The sequence below is a fragment of the Nocardiopsis endophytica genome (assembly GCF_027706725.1).
Taxonomy (GTDB): domain Bacteria; phylum Actinomycetota; class Actinomycetes; order Streptosporangiales; family Streptosporangiaceae; genus Nocardiopsis_A; species Nocardiopsis_A endophytica.
Genome location: NZ_JAQFWQ010000066.1, coordinates 1 through 23234, shown reverse-complemented (window position 1 = coordinate 23234; position 23234 = coordinate 1). Strand labels below are relative to the sequence as shown.

16 protein-coding genes are annotated in these 23234 nt (G+C 74.3%); 8 read left to right on the top strand and 8 right to left on the bottom strand.

Going from position 1 to position 23234, the window contains the following annotated elements; all coding sequences use genetic code 11:
• Nucleotides 1-339 precede the first annotated feature (339 nt).
• Complete coding sequence (locus O4J56_RS20610; RefSeq protein WP_270687851.1) at nucleotides 340-1644, top strand: MFS transporter; 1305 nt, start codon at nucleotides 340-342, stop codon at nucleotides 1642-1644.
• On the opposite strand, the gene O4J56_RS20605 is transcribed toward O4J56_RS20610, so the two are convergent.
• Complete coding sequence (locus tag O4J56_RS20605) at nucleotides 1529-2962, bottom strand: amidase (protein ID WP_270687848.1); 1434 nt, start codon at nucleotides 2960-2962, stop codon at nucleotides 1529-1531. The genes O4J56_RS20610 and O4J56_RS20605 overlap by 116 nt on opposite strands.
• Nucleotides 2963-3202: 240 nt before the next feature.
• On the opposite strand from O4J56_RS20605, the gene O4J56_RS20600 reads away from it, so the two are divergent.
• Both O4J56_RS20600 and ilvD read left to right on the top strand, forming a co-directional pair.
• Nucleotides 3203-4015: a nuclease-related domain-containing protein gene (locus O4J56_RS20600; RefSeq protein ID WP_270687847.1), complete on the top strand. Its 813-nt coding sequence runs from the start codon at nucleotides 3203-3205 to the stop codon at nucleotides 4013-4015.
• A gap of 291 nt (nucleotides 4016-4306) precedes the next feature.
• Nucleotides 4307-6169, top strand: a complete 1863-nt coding sequence (ilvD, locus tag O4J56_RS20595; RefSeq protein WP_270687846.1) for a dihydroxy-acid dehydratase — start codon at nucleotides 4307-4309, stop codon at nucleotides 6167-6169.
• A gap of 3 nt (nucleotides 6170-6172) precedes the next feature.
• Here the strand turns inward: ilvD and O4J56_RS20590 are convergent, their stop codons facing one another.
• Together O4J56_RS20590 and O4J56_RS20585 are read right to left on the bottom strand one after the other, a co-directional pair.
• Nucleotides 6173-6379, bottom strand: coding sequence for an FmdB family zinc ribbon protein (locus tag O4J56_RS20590; RefSeq protein ID WP_270687845.1), 207 nt, complete (start codon nucleotides 6377-6379; stop codon nucleotides 6173-6175).
• 209 nt (nucleotides 6380-6588) lie between these two features.
• A complete protein-coding gene (locus O4J56_RS20585; protein WP_270687844.1) occupies nucleotides 6589-7134 on the bottom strand; it encodes an HNH endonuclease in 546 nt (181 codons plus the stop codon).
• 344 nt (nucleotides 7135-7478) lie between these two features.
• Here O4J56_RS20585 and O4J56_RS20580 point away from each other — a divergent pair, with 344 nt between their 5' ends.
• Entirely contained in the window at nucleotides 7479-9629 is a 2151-nt protein-coding gene (locus O4J56_RS20580; RefSeq protein WP_270687843.1) for a prolyl oligopeptidase family serine peptidase, read from the top strand.
• Nucleotides 9630-9760: 131 nt separating this feature from the next.
• Nucleotides 9761-10267, top strand: coding sequence for an acyl-CoA thioesterase (locus O4J56_RS20575; protein ID WP_408639147.1), 507 nt, complete (start codon nucleotides 9761-9763; stop codon nucleotides 10265-10267).
• On the opposite strand, the gene O4J56_RS20570 is transcribed toward O4J56_RS20575, so the two are convergent.
• Complete coding sequence (locus tag O4J56_RS20570; protein WP_270687841.1) at nucleotides 10249-11640, bottom strand: MFS transporter; 1392 nt, start codon at nucleotides 11638-11640, stop codon at nucleotides 10249-10251. The genes O4J56_RS20575 and O4J56_RS20570 overlap by 19 nt on opposite strands.
• A 986-nt stretch (nucleotides 11641-12626) precedes the next feature.
• On the opposite strand from O4J56_RS20570, the gene O4J56_RS20565 reads away from it, so the two are divergent.
• From O4J56_RS20565 to O4J56_RS20555, 3 genes are all read left to right on the top strand, one after another.
• Nucleotides 12627-13412 carry a 3-hydroxybutyrate dehydrogenase gene (locus O4J56_RS20565; RefSeq protein ID WP_270687840.1) on the top strand — a complete coding sequence of 262 codons (786 nt, stop codon included), beginning with the start codon at nucleotides 12627-12629 and terminating at the stop codon, nucleotides 13410-13412.
• Entirely contained in the window at nucleotides 13397-15427 is a 2031-nt protein-coding gene (locus O4J56_RS20560) for a helix-turn-helix domain-containing protein (protein WP_408639146.1), read from the top strand. The genes O4J56_RS20565 and O4J56_RS20560 overlap by 16 nt, the downstream gene beginning before the upstream one ends.
• 103 nt (nucleotides 15428-15530) lie before the next feature.
• Nucleotides 15531-16754 carry an MFS transporter gene (locus O4J56_RS20555; protein WP_270687838.1) on the top strand — a complete coding sequence of 408 codons (1224 nt, stop codon included), beginning with the start codon at nucleotides 15531-15533 and terminating at the stop codon, nucleotides 16752-16754.
• Here O4J56_RS20555 and O4J56_RS20550 read toward each other — a convergent pair.
• The 4 genes from O4J56_RS20550 to O4J56_RS20535 all read right to left on the bottom strand — a co-directional run bounded on the left by O4J56_RS20550 (nucleotide 16735) and on the right by O4J56_RS20535 (nucleotide 21726).
• A complete protein-coding gene (locus O4J56_RS20550) occupies nucleotides 16735-17250 on the bottom strand; it encodes a globin (RefSeq protein ID WP_408639145.1) in 516 nt (171 codons plus the stop codon). The two genes, O4J56_RS20555 and O4J56_RS20550, sit on opposite strands and share 20 nt — an antisense overlap.
• A 173-nt stretch (nucleotides 17251-17423) precedes the next feature.
• The gene (gene ettA / locus O4J56_RS20545; protein ID WP_270687835.1) at nucleotides 17424-19088 is read right to left on the bottom strand and encodes an energy-dependent translational throttle protein EttA; all 1665 of its coding nucleotides are present in this window, start codon (nucleotides 19086-19088) and stop codon (nucleotides 17424-17426) included.
• A gap of 41 nt (nucleotides 19089-19129) precedes the next feature.
• The gene (locus tag O4J56_RS20540; protein WP_270687834.1) at nucleotides 19130-20308 is read right to left on the bottom strand and encodes a DUF4192 domain-containing protein; all 1179 of its coding nucleotides are present in this window, start codon (nucleotides 20306-20308) and stop codon (nucleotides 19130-19132) included.
• 74 nt (nucleotides 20309-20382) lie between these two features.
• Complete coding sequence (locus tag O4J56_RS20535) at nucleotides 20383-21726, bottom strand: GGDEF domain-containing protein (RefSeq protein ID WP_270687833.1); 1344 nt, start codon at nucleotides 21724-21726, stop codon at nucleotides 20383-20385.
• Nucleotides 21727-23234 lie beyond the last annotated feature (1508 nt).

The following is a 23234-nucleotide window of genomic DNA, read 5'->3' as shown; positions in this document are numbered from 1 at the left end:
CGCCGCTGCCATCCCGCTCACACTCCGGCGGCCGGCCGCCCGGCTGGTGTCCGTGAGCGGGGTACCAGCCCAGCCGGCCCACCCACCCGGACCGCGAGGGGGCTTGCGCCCGGCAGGCAGGGCCCGGGAACCGCCCCGCTCGCTCCGTCGCCGCCAACAACGGAGACCACGCACACGCGCCGCGCCCGACAGCGCTGCCGCACGGGCCCCGACCTCTCCTCGTCGGCGCCCTTCACTCGACTCCGCGCCGGGTGCCTGTTCACCGGGTTGCGGACGTCCCTGTGTACCCACACATGGGACCCTTTAACAATAGGACGAATCCTGTGATTGAGTAGGACAATGCTCCAGTCCTACCGACGGCTGTTCGCCGTGCCCCGGCTCGGGGCGCTGCTCTTCTGGTCGCTGGCGGCCCGGCTGCACATCGGGGGCATGCCGATCGCGGTCACCTTCCTGGTCGCGGGGTGGACCGGCTCCTATGCGCTGGCGGGACTGGTCGCCGGGGGCCTGACCGTGGGCACCGCGCTCGGTGGGCCCATCCGGGGGCGCATGGCCGACCGCCGCCCCAACGACCGGCTCCTGCTGTTCTCCGCCCTGGTCTACGGCCTCGGGCTGACCGCGATGGCGTTCCTGCCCGCCTGGCTGTGGTGGGCGGCGCTGCCGCTGGCGGTGGCCACCGGCGTCTTCCAGCCCCCGGCCACGCAGATCGGCCGGTCCCTGTGGCCGCGCATCACCTCCGGCCCCACCCGGCAGGCCGTGTTCGCCGCCGAGGCGACCCTCCAGGAACTGCTGTTCATCGTGGGCCCACTTCTGGCCGCCGCGGTGGTCGGGGTCGGCGGCGGCCGGATCGGGCTGCTCGTCCTCGGGGCCATCGCCTGCACCGGGGCCACCGGTTTCGCGCTGGCGCTGCGCCGGGCCGGGCACACCCTCCCGCACGAGGCCGCCGGCGCCGACGGCGCGCCCGAGGCCTCGGGCGGCCGGCGCCGGTCGCTGCTGGCCGACCCCCGCCTGCTGCTGGTCATCGGGGTGGTGATGGCGCTGGTCGCCGGTCTCGGCTCGGTCGACCTGGCGATGGTGGCCTGGGCGCGGGAGCTGGGCACCCCCGGGTACGCCGGGGGCCTGATGGCGGTCTACGCCTTCGGCTCGCTGGTCGGCGGGCTGGCCGCGGGCGCGCTGGCCGGGCCGCCGCGCATCTCCCTGCGGGCCTTCGGCACCGCGGCGGGTGCGGTGCTGATCGTGCCGCTGGTGCCGCCGGTGCTGCACCTGCCCAGCCCCTGGCTGATCACCCCGGTGCTGTTCATCGCCGGCCTGGCGATCGCCCCCACGGTGGCCGCGGTCACCGAGCGCCTGGGCGACCTGGCCCCGCCGGAGCGGCGCGGCGAGGCCTACGGCTGGATGACCACCGCGACCACCGGCGGCATCGCCATCGCCTCGCCGCTGACCGGCTGGCTGATCGACCACGGCGGGGTGGCCCTGGGCCTCGGCGGCGCCGCCGCCCTGGCCACCCTCGCCGCGCTGCTCAGCCTGGGGATCAGGACTCCAGGCCGGACAGGTCCGGACGGCGGCCCGCCCACGGCCGGGCCCGCTCCAGCTGGGCCGACAGGGACAGCAGCGTCCCCTCCTCCCCCAGCCGCCCCGTCAGCATGACGCCGACCGGCAGCCCTTCACCGGTCCAGTGCAGCGGCACGCTCGCCGACGGCTGGCCCGTCACGTTGAACATGGAGGTGAAGGGCGTGAACGCCGACATCTTGGCGAACTCCTCGCGCGGGTCGTCGGAGGCGAAGTGCCCCACCGGCGCCGGGAGCTGCGCCAGCGTCGGGGACAGCAGCACGTCGTAGGCGTCCAGCCGCGGCACGGCCCGGCGCAGCGCCATCTGGATGCCGCCGGTGGCGCGGATGTAGTCCTCGACCGAGGCGGCGCGGGCGCGGGCGCGCATGCCCCGGGTGATGGGCCGCAGCCGCGCCTCGTCCTCCTCGGGCACCGGGGTGGCCACCGCCATGGCCGCCCAGACCACCTCGAACATCCGCATCAGCGAGGCGTCGAACGGCGGGTCGACCTCCTCGACCTCGTGGCCGAGGGAGGCCAGCAGCCGGGAGGCCTCCTCGTAGCCCGCGGCCACCTCGGGGTGGAGCTCGGCGCCGGGCACCGGGGAGGCGGAGAAGCGGCCGATGCGCAGCCGTCCGGGCTCGGCGCGGGCGTGGTCGAGGAAGGTGCGCGCGTCACCGCTGTGCGGCGGGGCGTAGTAGTCCCCCGGGGCGCCCCCGGCCATGGCGTCGAGCAGCGCGGCGGCGTCGGCGACGGTCCGCGCCAGCGGGCCGCTGGTGGACAGCCCGATGAAGTCGGGCTGCAGCGGGGCGTTGGTGATGCGCCCCCGGGAGGGCTTGATGCCGAACAGCCCGCACACCGAGGCGGGGATGCGGATCGACCCGCCGCCGTCGCTGGCGTGCGCGGCCGGGGCCAGGCCCGCGGCGACGGCGGCCGCGGCGCCGCCGCTGGAGCCCCCGGCCGAGCGGGTGGGGTCCCAGGGGGTGCGGGCGGGCGGGGCGATGTCGTTCTCGGTGTAGCAGGGCACCCCGAACTCGGGGGTGTTGGTCTTGCCGGTGAGCACCGTCCCGGCGGCGCGCAGCCGCGCGGCCACGTCGGCGTCCACCTCGGCGGTGCGGTCGGCGAAGGCGGCCGACCCGGAGGTCCAGCGCACCCCCGCCACCGGGGTGAGGTCCTTGACCGGCACCGGGACGCCGAGCAGCGGCGGCAGCTCCTCCGGCGTGTCGCGGACGACCCGTTTCTCCGCGTTGCGGGCCTGTTCGCGCGCGATTTCCGCGGTGACCGTAATGAACGCCCCCACCCGGGGGCCGATCCGCTCGATCCGGTCCAGGTAGTGGTCGGCGATCTCCACCGGGGACAGCTCCCGGCGGCGCACCGCCGCTGCCTGCTCCAACGCCGTCAAATCGTGAATCTGACCCATGGACGAAGCCTAGACCCCCGCGCCCGGACAGGGCCGACCGGCGCCGCCGGGACCGCGCCGAGGCCGTGCCGGGGCCGCGCCGGCATGCGGCCGGGCCACCTCTCTAGAGAGGATGGCCGAAAGGTAAGCCTTCCCTGCTCTTACCCCGGGGACACGCGTGCGGCCGGAAGTGCCCGGGGAAGAAAAGTGTGAGTTTCGATGGACTAGGACTCGTATATGGATCGAACTACTCTTTCCATCGTGGAATCGGCAACCAGTGAGAAGGACGGCGCCCAGCGCCAGGAGGCGGCTTCCCTGTCGCCCTTTTTCGTGTCGGCCGGAGCGGACTCCCGCTCCCGGAATTCGGCGGGCCCCGACGATGAGGCCCGGACGACCTATGGCGACCTGCTCAATTCCAAGGACGCACGCCGCTGGGCCGTTCGCGGAGCCGCCGCGCTCCTGGCCGGCCTGGCGGCCGGACTCCTCACCGGCGACTGGCGCATCGGCGCCACCTTCGCCGCGGGCACGCTGATCGCCCTCGCGGTGCACGCCGCCCGGCGCCAGTCCGAGGTGCCGCGGTGGCGCAAGCCCTCGATGGCCCAGCGGCGCACCGAGGCCCAGCTGCGGGTGATGAAGAAGGTGGGCTACCGGGTCCTGCACGCGCGCGGCGTGCCCGGCGGCAACGGGCAGATCGACCACTTCATCGTGGGGCGGCGCGGCGCGTTCGCCATCGACTCCGAGTCGTGGGACAAGCGCCTCCCCCTCCGCAACAAGCTGGAGAAGCTCTACCACGGGCGGTTCTCCAAGAACGAGCGGATCGACGAGGCCCTGTCCGAGGCGCGCGAGGCCCAGCGGCTGATCAGCGAGGAGCTCGGCCGCGAGATCACGGTCCGCGCGGCGCTGGCGATCTACGGCCCCGGCATGCCCTGGGACAGCCACAACCTGCGCGGTGTGGACGTCATCCAGGGCCAGAAGGTCCGCAAGTGGCTGCGCTCGGGCAAGAGCAGGCTCACCGAGAAGGAGATCGAGGAGATCCACAAGGCGGCGGAGAAGGTGCTTCCGGCGCGGTACTGACCGCGCGGGGAGCGGACGGACGCAAACGGTACGGGCGGCACCGGTCGCGACCGGGCCGCGTCGGGGGCGGGACGCATGTCCCGCCCCCGACGCACGTCCGCCGCCCGGGGACGTTCTGGGCCGTCCCGGGCGCCCGCGGCCCTGCACGGTCGTCCACGACCACTGCCCACGGTCGCCCGCGACCACCGCTCGTCTCAATATTCGGACGTCCTATCTTCAGGTTCGAGACGCGAGCACGCCTCCGGCGGGGCTAGGATTCACGGAAGAGAACGTCTCGATCGGGAGCACCCCATGCCAGAACTCCGCTCACGCACGGTCACCCACGGCAGGAACATGGTCGGCGCGCGCGCCCTCATGCGCGCCTCCGGGGTAGAGCGCGAGGACTTCGGCAAGCCGATCGTGGCCGTGGCCAACAGCTTCACCCAGTTCGTCCCCGGCCACGTGCACCTGCGCGAGGTCGCCGACGTCGTCTCCGGCGCCGTCCGCGAGGCGGGCGGCGTCCCCCGCGAGTTCAACACCATCGCCGTGGACGACGGCATCGCCATGGGCCACGGCGGCATGCTCTACTCGCTGCCCAGCCGCGAGCTCATCGCCGACGCGGTCGAGTACATGGTCAACGCGCACTGCGCGGACGCCCTGGTGTGCGTGTCCAACTGCGACAAGATCACCCCGGGCATGCTGCTGGCCGCGATGCGGCTGAACATCCCCACGGTGTTCGTCTCCGGCGGCCCGATGGAGGCCGGGCGGGTCACGGTGGTCGACGGCACCGCCACCAAGGAGCGCAAGCTCGACCTGATCAACCCGATGGTCGCCGCCGCCGACGAGAGCGTCTCCGACGAGGAGCTGGCCACCCTGGAGGAGGCCGCCTGCCCCACCTGCGGCTCCTGCTCGGGCATGTTCACCGCCAACTCGATGAACTGCCTGACCGAGGCGATCGGGCTGGCGCTGCCGGGCAACGGCACCGTGCTGGCCACGCACGTGGCCCGCAAGCGGCTCTACGAGGACGCCGGGCGGCTGGTCGTGGACGCGGCGCGGCGCTACTACCAGGACGACGACTCCTCGGTGCTGCCGTTGTCTATCGCCACCCCGCAGGCCTTCGCCAACGCCATGGCGCTGGACATCGCCATGGGCGGGTCCACCAACACCATCCTGCACCTGCTGGCGGCGGCCACCGAGGGCGGCGTGGGCTTCGGCCTGCCCGAGATCGACGAGCTCTCCCGCCGGGTGCCGTGCCTGTGCAAGGTGGCGCCGAACACCGAGAAGTACCACATCGAGGACGTCCACCGGGCGGGCGGCATCCCCGCCATCATGGGCGAGCTGGCGCGCGGGGGGCTGATCGACACCTCCCTGCCCACGGTCCATGGCAAGACCGTCGGCGAGTGCCTGGCCGAGTGGGACATCATGGAGCCGACCGCCTCCCCCGAGGCGGTGGAGCTGTTCCACGCCGCACCGGGCGGCAAGCGCACCACCAAGGCCTACTCCCAGGACGTGCGCTGGGACGGCCTGGACACCGACCGCGACGGCGGCTGCATCCGGTCGGTCGGCAGCGCCTACAGCGCCGACGGCGGGCTGGCGGTGCTCTTCGGCAACATGGCCGCCGACGGGGCCGTGGTCAAGACGGCCGGCGTCGACGAGGAGCTGCTGACCTTCAGCGGCCCGGCGAAGGTCTTCGAGAGCCAGGAGGAGGCCGTCGACGGCATCCTCAACAAGCGGGTCGAGCCGGGCGACGTGGTGGTCATCCGCTACGAGGGCCCCAAGGGCGGCCCGGGCATGCAGGAGATGCTCTACCCGACCAGCTTCCTGAAGGGGCGCGGCCTGGGCAAGGCGTGCGCGCTGGTGACCGACGGGCGCTTCTCCGGCGGCACCTCGGGGCTGTCCATCGGCCACGCCTCCCCCGAGGCGGCGGCCGGGGGCGACATCGCCCTGGTCGAGGACGGGGACATCATCAGCATCGACATCCCCTCCCGGGGGCTGGTGCTGGAGGTGCCCGAGGACGAGCTGGCCGCCCGCCGCGAGCGCCTGCTCAAGGAGCAGGGCGGCTACCGGCCGCGCGCGCGTGAGCGGAAGGTGACCCCGGCGCTGCGGGCGTACGCGGCGATGGCCACGTCCGCCTCCACCGGCGCCGCCCGCGACGTGTCCCAGGTCGAGGACTGACCCTCAGCCTCCGCCGCAGCACCCGCCACCGCAGCAGCCGCCGGCCGGTGCGGGGGCCTGGGCCATCCCGGCGACAGCGACGCGGGACAGCAGCTTGACGGTGTCGCCGTGGCCGCCGGGACAGGGCGCCGGGGCGTCCGACTCGGCCATCGGGCGGCTCAGCTCGAAGGTGGTGCCGCACTCGCGGCAGGCGTACTCGTATCGGGGCATGGAGGCATCCTAAGAGCCCGCGGACAGGCGGGCGCACCCTGTGTTGATCTCGGGGAAGTCGGGCTTATGCTGTCCGTTTTTACCCCGGCTTCCCCGAGATCAACGACACAGGGGCGGCGCTCGGCGACGGCCCACGCGGCGCCCGCCGGGGGGTGGGAGGCCCGGGTCGGACGGGACGTCGGAACGTCCGACTCGGGCCGCCCCTACGGTCAGGCCGCCTGGCGTGTCATGTACGGCGCCCACTGGGGATCGCCGTGCTGCTCGCCGTTGATCAGCCGCCAGTGCAGGCCGCGCGGCACCGTCGGGGTGACGTTCAGCCTCCACCCCAGCTCGTCCAGGAGCCGGTCGGCCTTGCGGTGGTTGCACGGCTTGCACGAGGCCACCACGTTCTCCCACACGTGCGCGCCTCCCCTGGAGCGCGGGACCACGTGGTCGATGGTCTCGGCCCGCTTGCCGCAGTACGCGCAGTGGTGCCCGTCCCGGCGCATCAGCGCGACCCTGGTGAGGGGGATCCGCCTGCGGTAGGGGACCCTGATGTAGCGGTGCAGCCGGATGACCGACGGCACCGACAGCACCATCGACGCCGAGTGGAGCACCGTGCCCGCGGCGTCCCCGTGCACCACTTCGGCCTTGTCCCGCAGCACCAGGAGCACCGCGCGGCGCAGCGGGAGCGTGGTCAGCGGCTCGTAGCTGGCGTTGAGCAGCAGTACATGGCGGCTTACCGGACCGCCCTCCGTTCCGGTGGCGGTGCTCATGCGGCCGCCCCCGGACTGCGTGTCTCGACCCCGGCCAGCCGGTCGGCCAGCCAGGAGACCTCCCTGTGGGCCGGCCTGACGGCCGGCGCTGTCGACTCTTCCACACGGACCTCCCGTGGGTGGTTTCCCGCCGAGTGACGTCCCGCAATCAAGTTTGCTTTGTCCGACCGCTCCCCCGCCACCCCGTTTTCCCGCGGCGGCGCTGGACCACTGGGCTCCGATAATCGCGCAGACCTCTCCCGGAATCGGGGAAGCGCGCCGACCGGGGGCGCTTTCCCCGCGGTCCGGCCGCCCTTCTCCCGGCCCGGCGCCGCCCTTGTCGGCCGTTTAAGTAGAGTTCAGGCATGCCTGATCTCCGCTACCCCCTCGCCGAGCGCCAGGACCTGGTGGACGAGCTGCACGGGAGGCGCGTCGCCGACCCCTACCGGTGGCTGGAGGACGCCGGGGCGGCGCGGACCAAGGAGTGGTCCGCGGCCCAGGACGCGCTCTTCGCCGCCGCGGCGCGCGGCTTCACCGGGCAGGAGCGGTTCGCCGCCGACATCCGTGCGCTGCTGTCCGCCGGGTACACCGGCCCGCCGGTGTGGCGCGGCGAGCGGTCGTTCTTCGTGCGGCGCGCCCCCGACGCCGAGCACGGCGTGCTGGTGACCGCGGCCCCCGGCGAGGGGGAGCGGGTGCTGGTCGACCCGAACGCGCTCGACCCGGCCGGGACCACCACGCTGGACTACTGGCGGCCGGACCGGGAGGGCCGCCTGCTGGCCTACCAGGTCTCCGAGGGCGGCGACGAGGAGCCGCTGCTGCGGGTGATGGACGTGGCCACCGGGGCGGTCGTGGACGGGCCCATCGACCGCTGCCGGTACTCCCCCGTGGCGTGGCTGCCCGGCGGGGAGGCCTTCTACTACGTGCGGCGGCTGCCGCCCGAGCAGGTCCCCGAGGACGAGCGCCAGTACCACCGGCGGGTGTACCTGCACCGGGTGGGCGCCCCGGCCGAGTCGGACACCGCGGTCTTCGGCGAGGGGCGCGGCATGACCGAGTACTTCGGGGTGGCGGTCGGGCGCGACGGGCACCACCTGGTGCTGACCGCCTCGGAGGGCACCTCGGCCAGCAACGACGCCTGGATCGCCGACCTGCGTGACGGCCCCCTGGAGGAGCCGCGGCTGCGCCCCGTGCAGGTGGGCGTGGACGCCGAGGCCTCCCCGCACGTGGGGCGGGACGGGCGGCTGTACCTGTTCACCGACCGGGACTCCCCGCGCGGCCGCCTGTGCGTGGGCGACCCCGCCGACCCCGGGGCGGAGAACTGGCGCACCCTCATCGGGCCCGACCCGGAGGCGGTGCTGGACGACTACGCGCTGCTCGACGGGCCGGAGCTGGAGCGCCCCCAGGTGGTGGCCTCCTGGCGGCGGCACGCGATCAGCGAGGTCACGCGGCACGACCTGGCCACGGGGGAGCTGCTGGAGACGGTGCGCCTGCCCGGCCTGGGAAGCGTCGGCGGCCTGATGGACCGCCCCGAGGGCGGGCACGAGGTGTGGTTCACCTACACCGACCACACCACGCCCGTGGAGGTGCACCGCCTTGACGCGCGCACCGGGCGGCTGGAGCGGTGGGCGTCGGCGCCGGGCGCCGACGGGCTCGACCTGCCCCCGGTCCGCACCGAGCAGCAGGTGGCGGTCTCCCGGGACGGCACCCCGGTACGGATGCTGGTGATCCGCCCCGACGACGGGGACGAGGGGGCCGGCGGGGACGGGGCGGCAGGCGGGGGCGACCGGCCGCGGCCCACGGTGCTGTACGGCTACGGCGGCTTCTCCATCTCCATGACGCCCGGGTACTCGGCCACCATCCTGGCGTGGGTGCGGGCCGGGGGCGCCTACGCCGTGGCCAACCTGCGCGGCGGCCTGGAGGAGGGCGAGGAGTGGCACCGGGCGGGGATGCTCGGGTCCAAGCAGAACGTCTTCGACGACTGCGTCGCCGCCGCCGAGCACCTGGTGTCCTCGGGCACGGCCCGCGCCGACGGGCTGGCGGTGATGGGCGGCAGCAACGGCGGGCTGCTGGTGGGCGCGGCCCTCACGCAGCGCCCGGACCTGTTCGCCGCCGCCGTCTCATCGGCGCCGCTGCTGGACATGGTGCGCTACGAGCGGTTCGGGCTCGGCCGGCTGTGGAGCGTGGAGTACGGCAGCGCCGACGTGCCGGAGGAGCTGGAGTGGCTGCTGGCCTACTCGCCGTACCACAGGGTGCGTGAGGGGGTGCGGTACCCGGCGACGCTGTTCACCGTCTTCGACAACGACACCCGGGTGGACCCCCTGCACGCGCGGAAGATGTGCGCGGCGCTTCAGCACGCCACGGCGGCGCCGCCGGAGGAGCGGCCGGTGCTGATCCGCCGGGAGGCCCAGGTGGGGCACAGCGCGCGGTCGGTGAGCCGGAGCGTGGCGCTCAGCGCGCACCAGTTGGCGTTCCTGGCCCGGTACACGGGCTTGGGCGGCGACGCGTCGACCGAGGAGTGACCGGGGCGGGCCGGGGCGTCCCGTCCGGGGCGGCGCGTCCGCCCCGCCCCGGACGCCGGTCGGGACCCCCGATACCCTGGTATGCCGTGCCCGGAAGGGCCATGAGTCGGACCAGGGGGACGGGGAACAACGTGCTGGACACCGGGACGGAACCGCAGAGCACGCAGGCCGCGGAGGCGGCCGGGAACACGGCCGGGGACGGCGCCGCCGCGCCGGAGCGCGGACGGCGCCACGTGCACCTCGCCCACGTGCGCTTCGCCGACCTGGACCCGCTGAACCACGTGAACAACGTGCGGATGCTGACCTACCTGGAGGACGCCCGCATCGCGTTCCTGAGGTGGGACGCCCCGGGCGGCGACGGCGATGGCGACGGCCCTCTCGGCGCCATGGTGGTGGCCCGCCACGAGGTGGACTACGTGGCCCCGCTGCTGCTGCGGCGGGACCCCGTGCGGGTGGAGACCCGCGTCACCGAGGTCCGCGGGGCCAGCTTCCGGCTGGCCTACGAGATCCTCGACGACGAGCGGGTCTACCTGCGCGCCGAGTCCGTCATCGTCGGCTACGACCTGGAGCGGCAGCGGTCGCGCCGGCTCACCCCCGCCGAGCTGGAGTACCTGGAGGGCTACCGGGACCCGGCCTGACCCTCCGCCGGGGCCGCGCCCGCGTCCCCGGCCGGCTCCGCGCCCGACCCGCCGCCGTCTCCCAGGTCGCGGGCGCGGGTCTCCGGGGAGGCGGCCACCGCCACCAGGGTGAGCACCGCCGCCCCGGCCACGTACACGGCCACCGGCACCGCCGAGGCGAACGCCGCAAGCAGGGAGGTGGCGATCAGCGGGGCCAGTCCCCCGGCGACGATCGAGGCGAGCTGGTAGCCGATGGACGCGCCCGAGTAGCGCGTGCGGGTGCCGAACAGCTCGGAGAAGTAGGCGGCCTGTGGGCCGTACATGGCGGCGTGCAGGACCAGCCCCACCCCGGCGGCGGCGAGGATCGCCCCGAAGCCCGCCCGGTCGACCAGCGGGAAGAAGACGAACATCCACACGCCGACCCCGGCGGCGCCGAAGGCGACCACGGGGCGGCGGCCCACCCTGTCGGACAGGGCGCCCCACAGCGGGATCGCCGCGAGCTGGACCACCGCCGCCACGAGCAGGGCGTTGAGCACCGTTCCGCGCTCGACCCCGGCCTCCTGCACCGCGTAGACCAGGATGAACGCGGTGATCACGTAGTAGGAGATGTTCTCGGCGACGCGGACGCCCATCGCCACCAGCAGCTCGCGCCAGTGGTCGCGCAGGACGCCGACGAGGGGCGCGCGCTCGGCGGGGCCGGACGCCTGCGCGGAGGCCTCGGCCTTGCGGGCGGCCTCCAGGAACACCGGGGACTCCGAGACGGCCAGGCGGATGTACAGGCCGATGAGGACCAGCAGCCCGGACAGCAGGAACGGGATGCGCCAGCCCCAGGCGTCGAAGGCCTCGGCAGGCTGGACGGCGGCCAGCACCGCCAGCACGGCGGTCGCCAGCAGGTTGCCGCAGGGCACCCCGGCCTGCGGCCAGGAGGCCCAGAAGCCGCGGTGCCGGGCGCTTCCGTGCTCGGAGACGAGCAGGACGGCGCCGCCCCACTCGCCGCCGAGGGCGAAGCCCTGGATGACGCGGAGGAGGATGAGCAGGAGCGGCGCGGCGATGCCGATGGTGGCGTACCCCGGGAGCAGCCCGATGGCGAAGGTGGCGGCGCCCATCATCAACAGGCTGATGACGAGCAGGCGCTTGCGGCCGGTTCGGTCGCCGAAGTGCCCGAAGACGAGGCCGCCGAGGGGGCGGGCGACGAAGCCGACGGCGTAGGTGCCGAAGGAGAGGAGGACCCCGGTGAGGGGGTCGGCGTCGGGGAAGAAGACGGTGCCGAAGACGAGGGCGGCCGCCGATCCGTAGAGGAAGAAGTCGTACCACTCGATGGTGGTGCCGATGAGGCTGGAGGTCACCACCTTCGCGAACGATCCGCGGGAGGCGGGGGCGCGCGTCGATGCCATGGGCGTCCACCTTTTCGGGGTGCAGTGTCGGGGGATCTGGTGATCGGACGGCCGGCCGTTTCTCCGGCCCGGGACACGAGGTCACAGGCCCGGCACGAGCAAGGTAGGCCCCGGGTGTGGCGGGAACCATAGGGGGCGCACACGGGGATGAGGGCCGCGCGGTGTCGGTGGGCCACATGCCGCGGCGACGGGGGATCGCCGCCTGATCATGCTCAAAACACCTGTTTCGCCGCACAGGATCGCCGGAGACCGCACTTCACACCGGACACACCTGAAGCGCGTTCGGCATGCCTGGAAGGGCGGGGGTGCGGGGCTCCCTCCCGAGCTCCGGCGGTGGCCCCGAGGCGACGAAGGCGGCGGTTCCGCCACCCGATCACCCCTGGGACGGCCATTTCACCGCAGCGGATGCCCGACCCCGCATGTCGCGCCCGGTGTGCCCGGTATGCGCCGCCCACCCGGACCGAGAGAGGCCCGGCAGACGGCAGGCAGGGCTAAGAGCCCGCGCGGATGGGCGGGCGTGCTCGGCGTTGATCTCGGGGAAGTCGGGCTTATGCTGTCCGTTTTTACCCCGGCTTCCCCGAGATCAACGACACGGGGGCGGCGGTCGGCGGCGGGGCGCGAGGCTCGGCCCCTGCGGCGCGCCCGCCTATCCGCGCGAGCTCTAAGGAACCGCCCGGCTCCAGCGGTTTCGTCACCGCCCTCCGCCCGGCGGCCCGGCAGCCGGGCGCGGCAGGGAGCGGGGGACCCGCCGTTCCGGAGAGCGGCACAGCCGCATGGCTTTGGCGCACATGGATACCGTCACCTGTGTGGTCTGTGCCGACATGACCGATTCGACGGAGCCCGCCTACATTGATCCCGGGCCGCCGCGACGGCGCCTGACGAGCGCCGAGCGGGGCCGTCGATCCCCTGCGCTCCCGCTCCCCCGCCCTTCGGGCGGTCGGAGCGCCGGCCCGCCGGTGCGTGCGACGAGACGAGGTGAGGACGCCATGACCACCACCGAGCAGCGCCCCGGGCCCCTGGCCGGACCGCTCGACCTGGAGGGGCGGACGGCCGTGGTGACCGGGGCGGCCTCCGGCATCGGCCGCGCCTGCGCGCTGCGCCTGTCCGCCGCCGGGGCCGACGTGCTCCTGGTCGACCGCGACGCCGACGGGGTCGAAGAGCTCGCCGCCGGCGGCGCGGGACGGCCCCGCGTGGTCGACCTCGACGACCCGGCGACGGCGGCGGCCCTCGGCGAGGGCGCCGACATCGTCGTCAACAACGCCGGCATGCAGACGGTCGCGCCCGTCGAGGACTTCCCTCCCGAGCGCTTCGCCCTGATGATGAGGGTGATGGTCGAGTCGCCCTTCCGCATCGTGCGCGCCGCGCTCCCGCACATGTACGCCCGGGGATGGGGCCGGATCGTGAACATCTCCTCGGTGCACGGACTGCGCGCCTCCCCCTACAAGTCCGCCTACACCACGGCCAAGCACGCCCTGGAGGGCTTCTCCAAGGCGGTGGCGGCCGAGGCCGCGCCGCACGGCGTCACCTCCAACTGCGTCTGCCCGGGATACGTGCGCACCCCGCTGGTCGAGGGGCAGATCGCCGAGCAGGCGGCCGCGCACGCCATCCCGGCCGAGGAGGTCGCCGAGCGCGTCCTGCTGGCCCGCTCACCGCTCAAGCGGCTGCTGGAGCCCGAGGAGGTGGCCGAGGCGGTCGCCTACCTGTGCGGCCCGGGGGCGGCGTTCGTCACCGGCTCCTCGCTCGTGCTCGACGGCGGTTGGAGCGCGACCTGAACCGGCCCGCGGCCCCGCTGCCCGGCCCGGTCGGCGGCGAGGGGCCGCAGACCTGGTTCCTGCGCCTGCTGCTGCGCGACGCCCCGGCCGTGGAGTACGAGCGCCCCCTGATGGACGCGCGGGCGGCCGGGTGGGACCCCGAACGCCTCGCCGAGCTGGAGACCACCAAGGTGCTGGCGCTGGAGGTGCGGTCGGTGCTGGCCGACCGGCGGCGGCGCGAATCGGAGCTGGCGGCGCTCTACGAGACCGCGAGCGACCTGGCGGGCATGCGCGACCTGGACCGGGTGCTGCACGCCATCGTCGACCGCGCCCGCAACCTGCTGGGGACCGACACCGCCTACCTGACCCTGCGCGACCAGGAGCGCGACGACGGCGGCACCAGCATGCGGGTCACCTCCGGATCGGTCTCGGCCCGGTTCCAGCGGCTGCGGCTCAGCCCCGGCGACGGCCTGGGCGGGCTGGTGGCCCAGACGGCGCTGCCCTACGTCACCGCCAACTACCTCAACGACGCCCGGTTCCTGCACACCGACGACATCGACGCCGGTGTGCGGGAGGAGGGCCTGGTCGCGATCCTCGGGGTGCCGCTGCAGCTCAACGGGCGGGTGATCGGGGTGCTGTTCGCGGCCAACCGGCGCGAGCGGCCGTTCTCGCACGAGGAGGTGGCGCTGCTGGGGTCGCTGGCCGCGCACGCCTCCATCGCCATCGACAACGCGGGGCTGCTGGAGGACACCCGGGCGGCGCTGGAGGAGCTGGGCGAGGTCAACCAGCGGCTCACCGAGCACAGCGCCGGGGTGGAGCGGGCCGCCGCCGCCCACGAGCGCTTCACCGACCTGGTGCTGCGCGGCGGCGGCGTGGAGGACGTGGAGGCGGCCGTCAGCGAGGTCCTGGGCGGCCGGGCGCACCTGGTGGGCGAACCCCCGCCGGTCGCCGGGGCGGGCCGGGCGGCCATCGAAGGCGCCGGGGCAGGGGCCGAGGACGCCGCGGACGGGGGCGGTGACGAGAGCGGAACGGACCTCCGGGCGGTCGAGGAGGCCGTCCGCGCGGCGCGGGCCGGCGGCCGTGTGGTGCAGGGCGAGAGGGTGTGCGCGGCTCCGGTGATGGCGGGCGGCGAGCCGCTGGGCACGCTCGTCCTGGAGGGGGTCCGGCTGGACGCGGCCGACCTGCGGATCCTGGAGCGCGCGGCGATGGTGATCGCGCTGCTGCTGGTGGTGCGGCGGTCGGCGAGCGAGGCCGAGCACCGGGTGCGCACGGCGCTGCTGGACGCCCTGCTGGACGGCCCGGGGACGGACGGGGCCGACGGGGCGTGGGCGGACACGCTGCGCCACCGGGCGGCCCGGTTGGGAGTGGACCTGGACGCCCCGTACGAGGCGGTGGCGGCCGAGGCGCCGGGGGCGCACGCGGGGCGGCTGGCGTCGGCGGCGCTGCACCTGGCGGAGACCGGCGGCGGGCTGGCGGGGGCGCGGGGGCCGGTGACCGTGCTGGTGCTGCCGCACGGTGAGGGCGCGGCCGCGGCAAAGGCACTGTCGGCCGCGGTGAACGCGCAGGTGACGGCGGGTGTGGCGGGGACGCGTCCGGGACCGGCGGGTGTGCGGGAGGCGTTCGCGGAGGCCCGGAGGTGCCTGCGGGCACTGACGGCGCTGGGGCGCGCGGGCGAGGTGGCCCGCCCGGAGGACCTGGGGTTCCTGGGCCTGCTGCTGGGCGGCGATCGGGACGTGCGCGGGTTCGTGGAGGCGACGCTGGGGCCGGTCCTCGCCTACGACGCGGAGAAGGGGACGGCGCTGACGGAGACGTTGCGGGCGTACTTCGCGCACGGCGCGAGCCCGGCGAAGGCGAAGGACGCGCTGCACGTCCACGTGAACACGGTGACGCAGAGGCTGGAACGGGTGGGACGGCTGCTGGGCCGCGACTGGCAGTCCCCGCAGCGGGCCCTGGAGATCCAGACGGCACTGCGGTTGCACACCTTGCTGCACGGAGGCGTCGACCTAGAGGGCGGCCCAGGCCAGGACGGCTGGTAACGGCCTCGGCGGCCGTCGGACCGCCCTCCGAGGGGGTTCCAGCGCTGTCCGCATACGGAACCCGGTGGCCGACGGGTCTCGGGGCACCTCCTAGGCTGGCCCGGTGCGGGTTCGGAATCGTTGGGTGATCCTCTCCGTCAGCATGGCCGCGCAGATCGCCAGCGTCGCCGCCATGTACGGGGTCCCCTACGTCCTCCCCCAGCTCCGGGACGCGTACGGGCTCTCCACCGCGCAGGCCGGGATGCTCGTCGGCCTCCCCGCCTTCGGGCTCCTGGTCACCCTGCTCGCCTGGGGCGTCGTCATCGACCGGGTCGGCGAGCGCCCCACCATGGCGCTCAGCCTCCTCCTGACCGCCGGGGCGCTCGCCCTGCTCCCCCTGGCGGCCGGCCCCTGGACGGTCGGCGGGGTCCTCTTCCTCGCCGGGGCCGCGGGCGGCCCGGTCAACGCGGCGAGCGGACGCCTCATCCTCTCCTGGTTCTCCGCCCGCGAGCGCGGCCTGGCGATGGGCATCCGGCAGTCCGCCCTCCCCCTCGGCATGGGGATCGCCGCCGTCGTGCTCCCCGTGGCCGCCGAGCGCTGGGGGTTCATCGGCGCGATGCTGCTTCCCGCGGCCCTGGCCGCGGCCGCCGCGCCCACCGTGCTACTGCTGTCGCCCCCTCCGCAGCGGGAGGCGACCGGCACGGGCGGCGGTCGGGGCACGCGGCCAGGAGAGGAGGCGGGACCGGAGGGGAGCGGCCACTCCGCGCGCGGTGCGTCCGGCTCCCCCTACCGCGCCTGGACCATCTGGCGGGTCCACGGCGTCAGCATGCTCCTGGGCGTCCCCCAGATCTCCCTCATGGCCTACGCCCTCGTCTACCTGGTGCAGGAGCACGGCTGGTCGGCCCCCGCCGCCGGCGCCGTCGTGGCCGCAGCCCAGGTCCCGGGGGCCGCCGGACGGCTCCTGCTCGGCCTGGCCTCCGACCGGATCGGCGACCGGATGCGCCCGGTGCGCGTCCTCGCCTCGGTCTCCACGTGCTGCCTGCTGCTCCTGGCCGCCGTGCCCGGTCCCGCACCGTGGACGGCGGTGCCGCTGCTGCTGGTCTGCCTGGTGCTGTCGATGAGCCACAACGGGCTCACTTTCACCTCGGTCGCCGAGATCGCCGGGACCGCGTGGGCCGGGCGGGCGCTGGCGGCGCAGAACTGGCTCCAGGCCGTCAGCACCACCCTCACCCCGGTGATGATGGCCCCGGTGATCGACGGCGCGGGGCTGCCCGCCGTGTTCGCCGCCTGCGCGGTGTTCGCGGCGGCCGCGGCCGCCGCCGTCCCCGTCACTTCAAGGAGATCGTGACCGTCTCGCCGCCGTCGTCGTCCCCGTCCTCGCGGGAGGCGGACTCCGTGCCGGAGGCGACGGTGATCCCGGTCGGGTTCCCGACCTGCGGCAGGGCCTCCTCCTCGGGCACGTTCACCATGCTGTGCGCGGCGTAGACGAGGTACTCCCAGAGCCGGGCGTCCAGCTCCCGGGGCAGCTCCAGGGAGTCCACGGCGGCGCGCATGTGCTCCAGCCACCGGTCGCGCTCGGCGGCGCCGATGCGGAAGGGGAAGTGCCGCATGCGCAGGCGCGGGTGGCCGCGCCGCTCGGAGTAGGTGCGCGGCCCGCCCCAGTACTGCATCAGGAACAGGCGCAGGCGCTCCTCGGCCGGGCCCAGGTCCTCCTCCGGGTACATCGCCCGGAGGACCGGGTCCCCGGCGACCCCTTCGTAGAAGCGGCGGACGAGGCGGGTGAACGCCTCCTCGCCGCCGACGGCGTCGTAGAACGTCACTTGGTCATCGCGCGCGGAAGTCATAATCGGCTGCCAGCTTATGCGCCCCCGCCGCCGAGGGCGAGTCCGCGGACGGAGATCACGGGCGCGGGAATACGACGGGCCGCGGCGGCGCGCTGAGCCGCCGTGACGCGGCGCGGGGCGGGGCCCTTCCGGGTGCCCGCCGCGCGCCGATGCCGGACCGTCCGCGTCCTCCGTCAGTCGCGGGTGAGCTTGCGGTGGGTGACGGCGTGCGGCCGGGCCGCGTCCGGGCCCAGGCGCTCGATCTTGTTCTTCTCGTAGGCCTCGAAGTTGCCCTCGAACCAGAACCAGTCCGAGCCGCCCTCCCAGGCCAGGATGTGGGTGGCGACGCGGTCGAGGAACCAGCGGTCGTGGGAGGTGATCACGGCGCAGCCGGGGAAGTCCAGCAGCGCCTTCTCCAGCGACCCCAGGGTCTCCACGTCCAGGTCGTTGGTGGGCTCGTCCAGCAGCAGCAGGTTGCCGCCCTGCTTGAGGGTGAGCGCCAGGTTCACCCGGTTGCGCTCGCCGCCGGAGAGCACCCCGGAGGGCTTCTGCTGGTCCGACCCCTTGAACCCGAACGCGGCCGTGTAGGCGCGGCTGGGGATCTCGACGTTACCGACCTGGATGAAGCTCTCCCCGTCGGAGATGGCCTCCCAGACGTTCTTCTTGTCGTCGATGCGGGCGCGGTACTGGTCGACGTAGGAGATCTTGACCGTGTCACCGACGGCGATGCTGCCGCTGTCCGGCTCCTCCTCGCCGACGATCATCTTGAACAGCGTGGTCTTGCCGACGCCGTTGGGGCCGATGACACCGACGATGCCGTTGGGCGGCAGGGAGAAGCTCAGGTCCTCGATGAGGATCCGGTCCTCGAAGCCCTTGGTGAGGTTCTTGACCTCGACCACGCTGGTGCCCAGGCGCGGGCCCGGCGGGATCTGGATCTCCTCGAAGTCGAGCTTGCGCGTCTTGGCGGCCTCGGTGGCCATCTCCTCGTAGCGCTGCAGGCGGGCCTTGCTCTTGCTCTGGCGGGCCTTGGCGTTGGAGCGCACCCACTCCAGCTCGTCGGCGATGCGCTTGGCCTGCTTGGCGTCCTTCTGGCCCTCGACCTTGAGGCGGGAGGCCTTGTTGTCGAGGTAGGTGGTGTAGTTGCCCTCGTAGGGGTAGAAGTGCCCGCGGTCCAGCTCCAGGATCCACCCGGCGACGTGGTCGAGGAAGTACCGGTCGTGGGTGATGGCGACGATGGTGCCGGGGTAGTTCGCCAGGTGCTGCTCCAGCCACTGCACGCTCTCGGCGTCCAGGTGGTTGGTGGGCTCGTCGAGCAGGAGCAGGTCGGGCTGCTCCAGCAGGAGCTTGCACAGCGCCACACGGCGCTTCTCGCCGCCGGAGAGCTGGGAGATGGAGGCGTCGCCCGGGGGGCAGCGCAGGGCGTCCATGGCCTGGGCGAGCTGGCTGTCCAGGTCCCAGGCGTTGCGGTGGTCGAGCTGCTCCTGAAGCTTGCCCATCTCTTCGAGGAGCTCGTCGGAGTAGTCGGTCGCCATCTTCTCGGCGATCTCGTTGAAGCGGCTCATCATCGCCTTGGTCTCGGCGACGCCTTCCTCGACGTTCTCCAGGACCGACTTGTCGGCGTCGAGCTCGGGCTCCTGGGCCAGCAGGCCGACGGTGAACCCGGGCATCAGGCGCGCCTCGCCGTTGGACGGCTGCTCCAGGCCGGCCATCACCTTCAGCAGGGTGGACTTGCCCGCGCCGTTCGGCCCCACGACACCGATCTTGGCTCCGGGCAGGAAGGAGCCCGACACGTTGTCCAGGACGACTTTGTCGCCGTGCGCCTTGCGCACGTTCTGCATGGTAAAGATGTACTCCGGCATGCCTCCAGCCTAGGGCGTTCGCGCATGTGCCCGGCACACGATCAGGGCGTCGGACCCTCCGCGTCCGGGGGTTCCGCACGGTCGGCCGGGCGCTCTCGCGGGTGCTCCGGCACCCCCTCCCCCGGCCCGCCCGCCGGAGGGCCCACCGGGCGTCCCGCCGGGTGTCCCCCCGAGCGCCCCTCCGGGGAGTTGCGCTCCAGCCACTCCGGGGTCACCGGACGCCACCGGTCCGGGGAGAGCCGGTGGTCCACGGCCTGGCGGATCAGTGCCGCCATCGAGTAGCGCGGGGCCAGGCGGGCGACCCGGTCGAGCGCCGCCTCGGCGAGCGGGGCGTCGCCGCCCAGCCAGGCCGCGAAGGCCAGCAGCGACCCCGGGGCGGCGGCATAGGCGGGGTCGGCCATACGGAACACCCGGCGCCACAGGTCGGCGTGGAGGGCGGCGTTCTCGGCGCGGATGTACACCCAGGCCTCGTCCCGGACCCGCACCGACACCAGCAGCAGCGCGAGCCAGGCCACCCGGTCGGCCCCGCCCGGCGCGCGTCCGGCGAGCGCCCCGGCCACGGCGGCCCGGACCTCGCGCAGGCCTTCGGCGCGGAAGGCGGTGCCGAAGGCCGAGTGGCCGCCGCCGTCCCGGCTGCTCCACATGCGGGCGCAGCGGGCCTCGGCGGCGGCGGTGGCGCGGTCCATCCGGTCGCGCTCGGGCCCGTCCACGGGGGCCACCTCCCCCACCGCCCCGCCCGCATCCGTCGGCCCGCCACGCAGGGCGGCGGGCGGCACGACCGGGGGACCGCCCCGGGGCACCGGGACCCCTTCGGCCGGGCAGCAGTCGGGCGAGGGGCACAGGTAGGACCAGTACCGCCCGTCGGTGACGCGGAGGGCGTCGCGCAGCTCGATGCCGTGGAGCGGGACGGCCCGGCGCAGCGCGTCCATGCGCGGGGTGATTTGTGCGGCGGGGCCGTAGCCGACGGCGAGCGCCGAGCCGCACCCTTCGGCCGCGAGCGCCTCGGCGGTGGCCCGGGCGAATTCGTCGGGCGGCTCGTCGGCGGGGGCCGACAGGGCGATGCGGACCCGGCCGGTCGGACCCCGGAGGCCGAGCACGACGACGGAGTCGTCGGGCGGGCGCCCGAGGAGGGCGGGGACGGCACGGATGACGTCTTCGGGGCGGCGCAGCGCGACCATGGGGGCCGCGCCGCCCGGGGGCATGCGGTCATCTGAGGTCATGCGCCCACTGTGCAGGCGCCGTCACGCACGGCGGGGGTGCGTTCTCCGCCTGTGGAAAAGCGGGCGCGCCCCGCTCAGGAACCGCGGGCGGTGCGGCGGGCCGGGGCCTGGTCCGCCCGCTGCTGGCCGGGGACCAGCCCCTCACCGGTCATCGGCAGGCGCACGCGGTCCCGGCCCGCGTCCTTGGCCCGGTACAGGGCGAGGTCGGCCAGGGCCATCAGGTCGACCAGGTCGTCCCCGTGCACGTGGAGCAGCGCCACTCCGATCGACACCGTCACGTCGATCGGCACCCCTTCCACCAACGGCCGCAGCGCGCTCACGCGCCGGCGCAGGCGCTCGGCCACCTTGCACGCGTCGGCCAGGTCGGTCTCGGGCAGCAGGACGACGAACTCCTCCCCGCCGAACCGCCCGATGACGTCGCGCGGGCGCAGCTGCCCGTCCAGGGTCGTGGCCACCGCGTGCAGGATCTGGTCGCCGACCAGGTGGCCGTAGGTGTCGTTGACCCGCTTGAAGTGGTCGATGTCGACGATGAGCACGGCCGCCCGCTGCCGGTCCCGGAGCGCCTGCTCGATGACGGTCCCCGCCTCCCGCTCCCAGGTGGCGGCGTTGAGCAGCCCCGTCTTGGGGTCGTTGCGGGCCGCCGCCTGGAGCTGCTGGTACATCAGGCTGCGCTGGAGGAGCAGCACCGGCGGCAGGGCGATGGCCAGCAGCAGCACCGACAGGCCGGACAGGATGGCCACCGTGATGCCCACGCACAGCTCCACGCTGTCGACGGTGACCGCCTCCCGGTCCCACAGCAGGCGGCGCCAGGGGGCGTCGGGCGCGCTGAGCCGGACGGCGACGGTGATGACCGCGGTGTTGAAGACGGTGAACAGGGCGCAGCACACGAACGCCAGCAGCGCCCCGGAGGGGGTGAACAGCACCTCGGGGACGGCCCGCTCGGCCTCCCCGGCGGGGATGTCGGCCACCGTGTGGAAGAGCCACGACGACGCCGCCCCGGCGATCGCGACCGAGGCGGCGTTGAACACCCTGCGGTGCACCATGGTGCGCCGTATGCGGAACTGGAGGAGGAGGTAGACGGGGATGGGGATGAGCAGCGAGTAGACGGGTGGCAGGAGCAGGAGGGTCGGTATCCACCAGGCGCCGAAGAGGTCCCGGGTGAGGCCCGAGGGGGTGCCGAGGCGGCGCATCGCCTCCACGCACAGGGCCGCGCACAGGACCAGGGCCGAGAAGAGGAGGGTGTCGCGGAGGCGGAGCGGCGCGGACACCGCGGCGGGGACGAGTGCGACGAGCGCCGTCAGGAGCACGACCCCCATGAAGGCGAGCATCGGGGGCGCCTGGCGGAAGACGGGCCATCCGCGCACCTTCTTCACCAGGGACCGCGCGCAGGGCGTGACGCACCGCTCGGCCACCGCCACCTCGACCTCCCCCGATCGCACCCACAGTCACGCCGAGGACGGAAGTCCTCGCCCGTGTATTACAGCCAGTGACACCCTAATCGCCGATTGTGCTGACGCGAGCGGAAACGAATACATTCAGCGCCGGGATGCCCTGGAGAGTCGGGGCTTTCCACCGGAAGCGGACCAAGCGCCACGACGACGGAGCGTGGTCGCGTGCCCTGGGGCCCTGCCGGATCGCCCTCACCAGGCGCCGGGAGAGAGGCCGAGGGAAGGTCGCCCCTGAGGAGCCGTCGGCGACACTCAAGCCAGCGCCGCCGGGCGGCAGGCGTGTGCATGGTCCCCGTGATGGGCGGCGACGGAGACAGCCTGGCGGTTCCCTGACATCGCCAGCCGTCCGGCAGCCCTCGGAGCGGTCAAGGTGGCCGGGCGGCTCAGCAGGTCCCCCGCTCATGGGCCCCAGCCGGGCGGCGGGCCGCCGGGGCGCGGCGTGGAGGGCGGCGACGACGAAGGCCAGCAGCCCATCCGGTAGCGCTGTCGACTGCAAGGCGTGCACGTGGTCGGCGTGGTGGGCGGCGACGGAGCAAGCGGGGCGGTTCCCTGGCCTCGCCAGCCGTCCGGCAGCCCCCGGGCGGTGCGGGCGGTGGGCGGCCCAGCAGGTACCCCGCTCACGGACCCCGGCCGGGCGGCGGGCCGCCGGAGTGCGGCGTGAAGGGCGGCGACGACGAAGGCCAGCAGCCCATCCGGTAGCGCTGTCGGCCGCGGCGCGTGTACATGGTCACCGTGATGGGCGGCGACGGCGACAGCAGGGCGGTTCCCCGGCCCCACCTGCCGTCCGTCCGGTCGCTCGCGGTCCAGGCGGCAATGCGACAAGGAGGGCGGATGGTCGCCCGCGTTCGTGGCGCCCGTCGACCCAGTGCGCCCCTGCCCGGCGATGATCTCGACAAAGGTGCTGTCATTCCGGCGGTTTTGACAGCACTCTTGTCGAGATCATCGCCGAAGGGGGCGAGCGAAGGGGTGCGGGGGCATCCAGCGTCGTAAAACCGACGCCTGATCAGCCAAAAAGCGTCGATTCCACGACACAGGATGCCCGGCCCCCTCCCCTGCTGCCCGTTATGCCCGGTATCCGCCGCCCGGGAGGCCTGCTCCGCGATGATCTCGGGGAACTCGGGGTTAAACCGGACACGATAAGCCCGACTTCCCCGAGATCAACGACAGCGCACCCCCGCACCGCCCGGGGGCTGCCGGACGGCTGGCGAGGCCCGGGAACCGCCCCGCTTGCTCCGTCGCTGCCAACCACGCCGACCACGCACACGCGCCGCGGCCGACAGCGCTGCCGCATGGGCCGCCGACCTGACCTCGTCGCCGCCCTCCACCTCACACCCCGACGACCCGCCGCCCGGCTGGGGCCCGTGAGCGGGGGACCTGCCGAGCCGCCGCCCAGACCGCCCGGGGGCTGCCGGACGGCAGGCAGGGCCCGGGAACCGCCCCGCTTGCTCCGTCGCTGCCAACCACGCCGACCACGCACA

Bases quoted from the DNA above. Each gene is read 5' to 3' on its own strand.
- O4J56_RS20550 (WP_408639145.1), bottom strand. From the start codon at position 17,250: ATGACTTCCGCGCGCGATGACCAAGTGACGTTCTACGACGCCGTCGGC.
- O4J56_RS20540 (WP_270687834.1), bottom strand. From the start codon at position 20,308: ATGACCTCAGATGACCGCATGCCCCCGGGCGGCGCGGCCCCCATGGTC.
- O4J56_RS20590 (WP_270687845.1), bottom strand. From the start codon at position 6,379: ATGCCCCGATACGAGTACGCCTGCCGCGAGTGCGGCACCACCTTCGAG.
- O4J56_RS20580 (WP_270687843.1), top strand. From the start codon at position 7,479: ATGCCTGATCTCCGCTACCCCCTCGCCGAGCGCCAGGACCTGGTGGAC.
- ettA (WP_270687835.1), bottom strand. From the start codon at position 19,088: ATGCCGGAGTACATCTTTACCATGCAGAACGTGCGCAAGGCGCACGGC.
- O4J56_RS20585 (WP_270687844.1), bottom strand. From the start codon at position 7,134: ATGAGCACCGCCACCGGAACGGAGGGCGGTCCGGTAAGCCGCCATGTA.
- O4J56_RS20605 (WP_270687848.1), bottom strand. From the start codon at position 2,962: ATGGGTCAGATTCACGATTTGACGGCGTTGGAGCAGGCAGCGGCGGTG.
- O4J56_RS20610 (WP_270687851.1), top strand. From the start codon at position 340: ATGCTCCAGTCCTACCGACGGCTGTTCGCCGTGCCCCGGCTCGGGGCG.
- ilvD (WP_270687846.1), top strand. From the start codon at position 4,307: ATGCCAGAACTCCGCTCACGCACGGTCACCCACGGCAGGAACATGGTC.
- O4J56_RS20565 (WP_270687840.1), top strand. From the start codon at position 12,627: ATGACCACCACCGAGCAGCGCCCCGGGCCCCTGGCCGGACCGCTCGAC.
- O4J56_RS20570 (WP_270687841.1), bottom strand. From the start codon at position 11,640: ATGGCATCGACGCGCGCCCCCGCCTCCCGCGGATCGTTCGCGAAGGTG.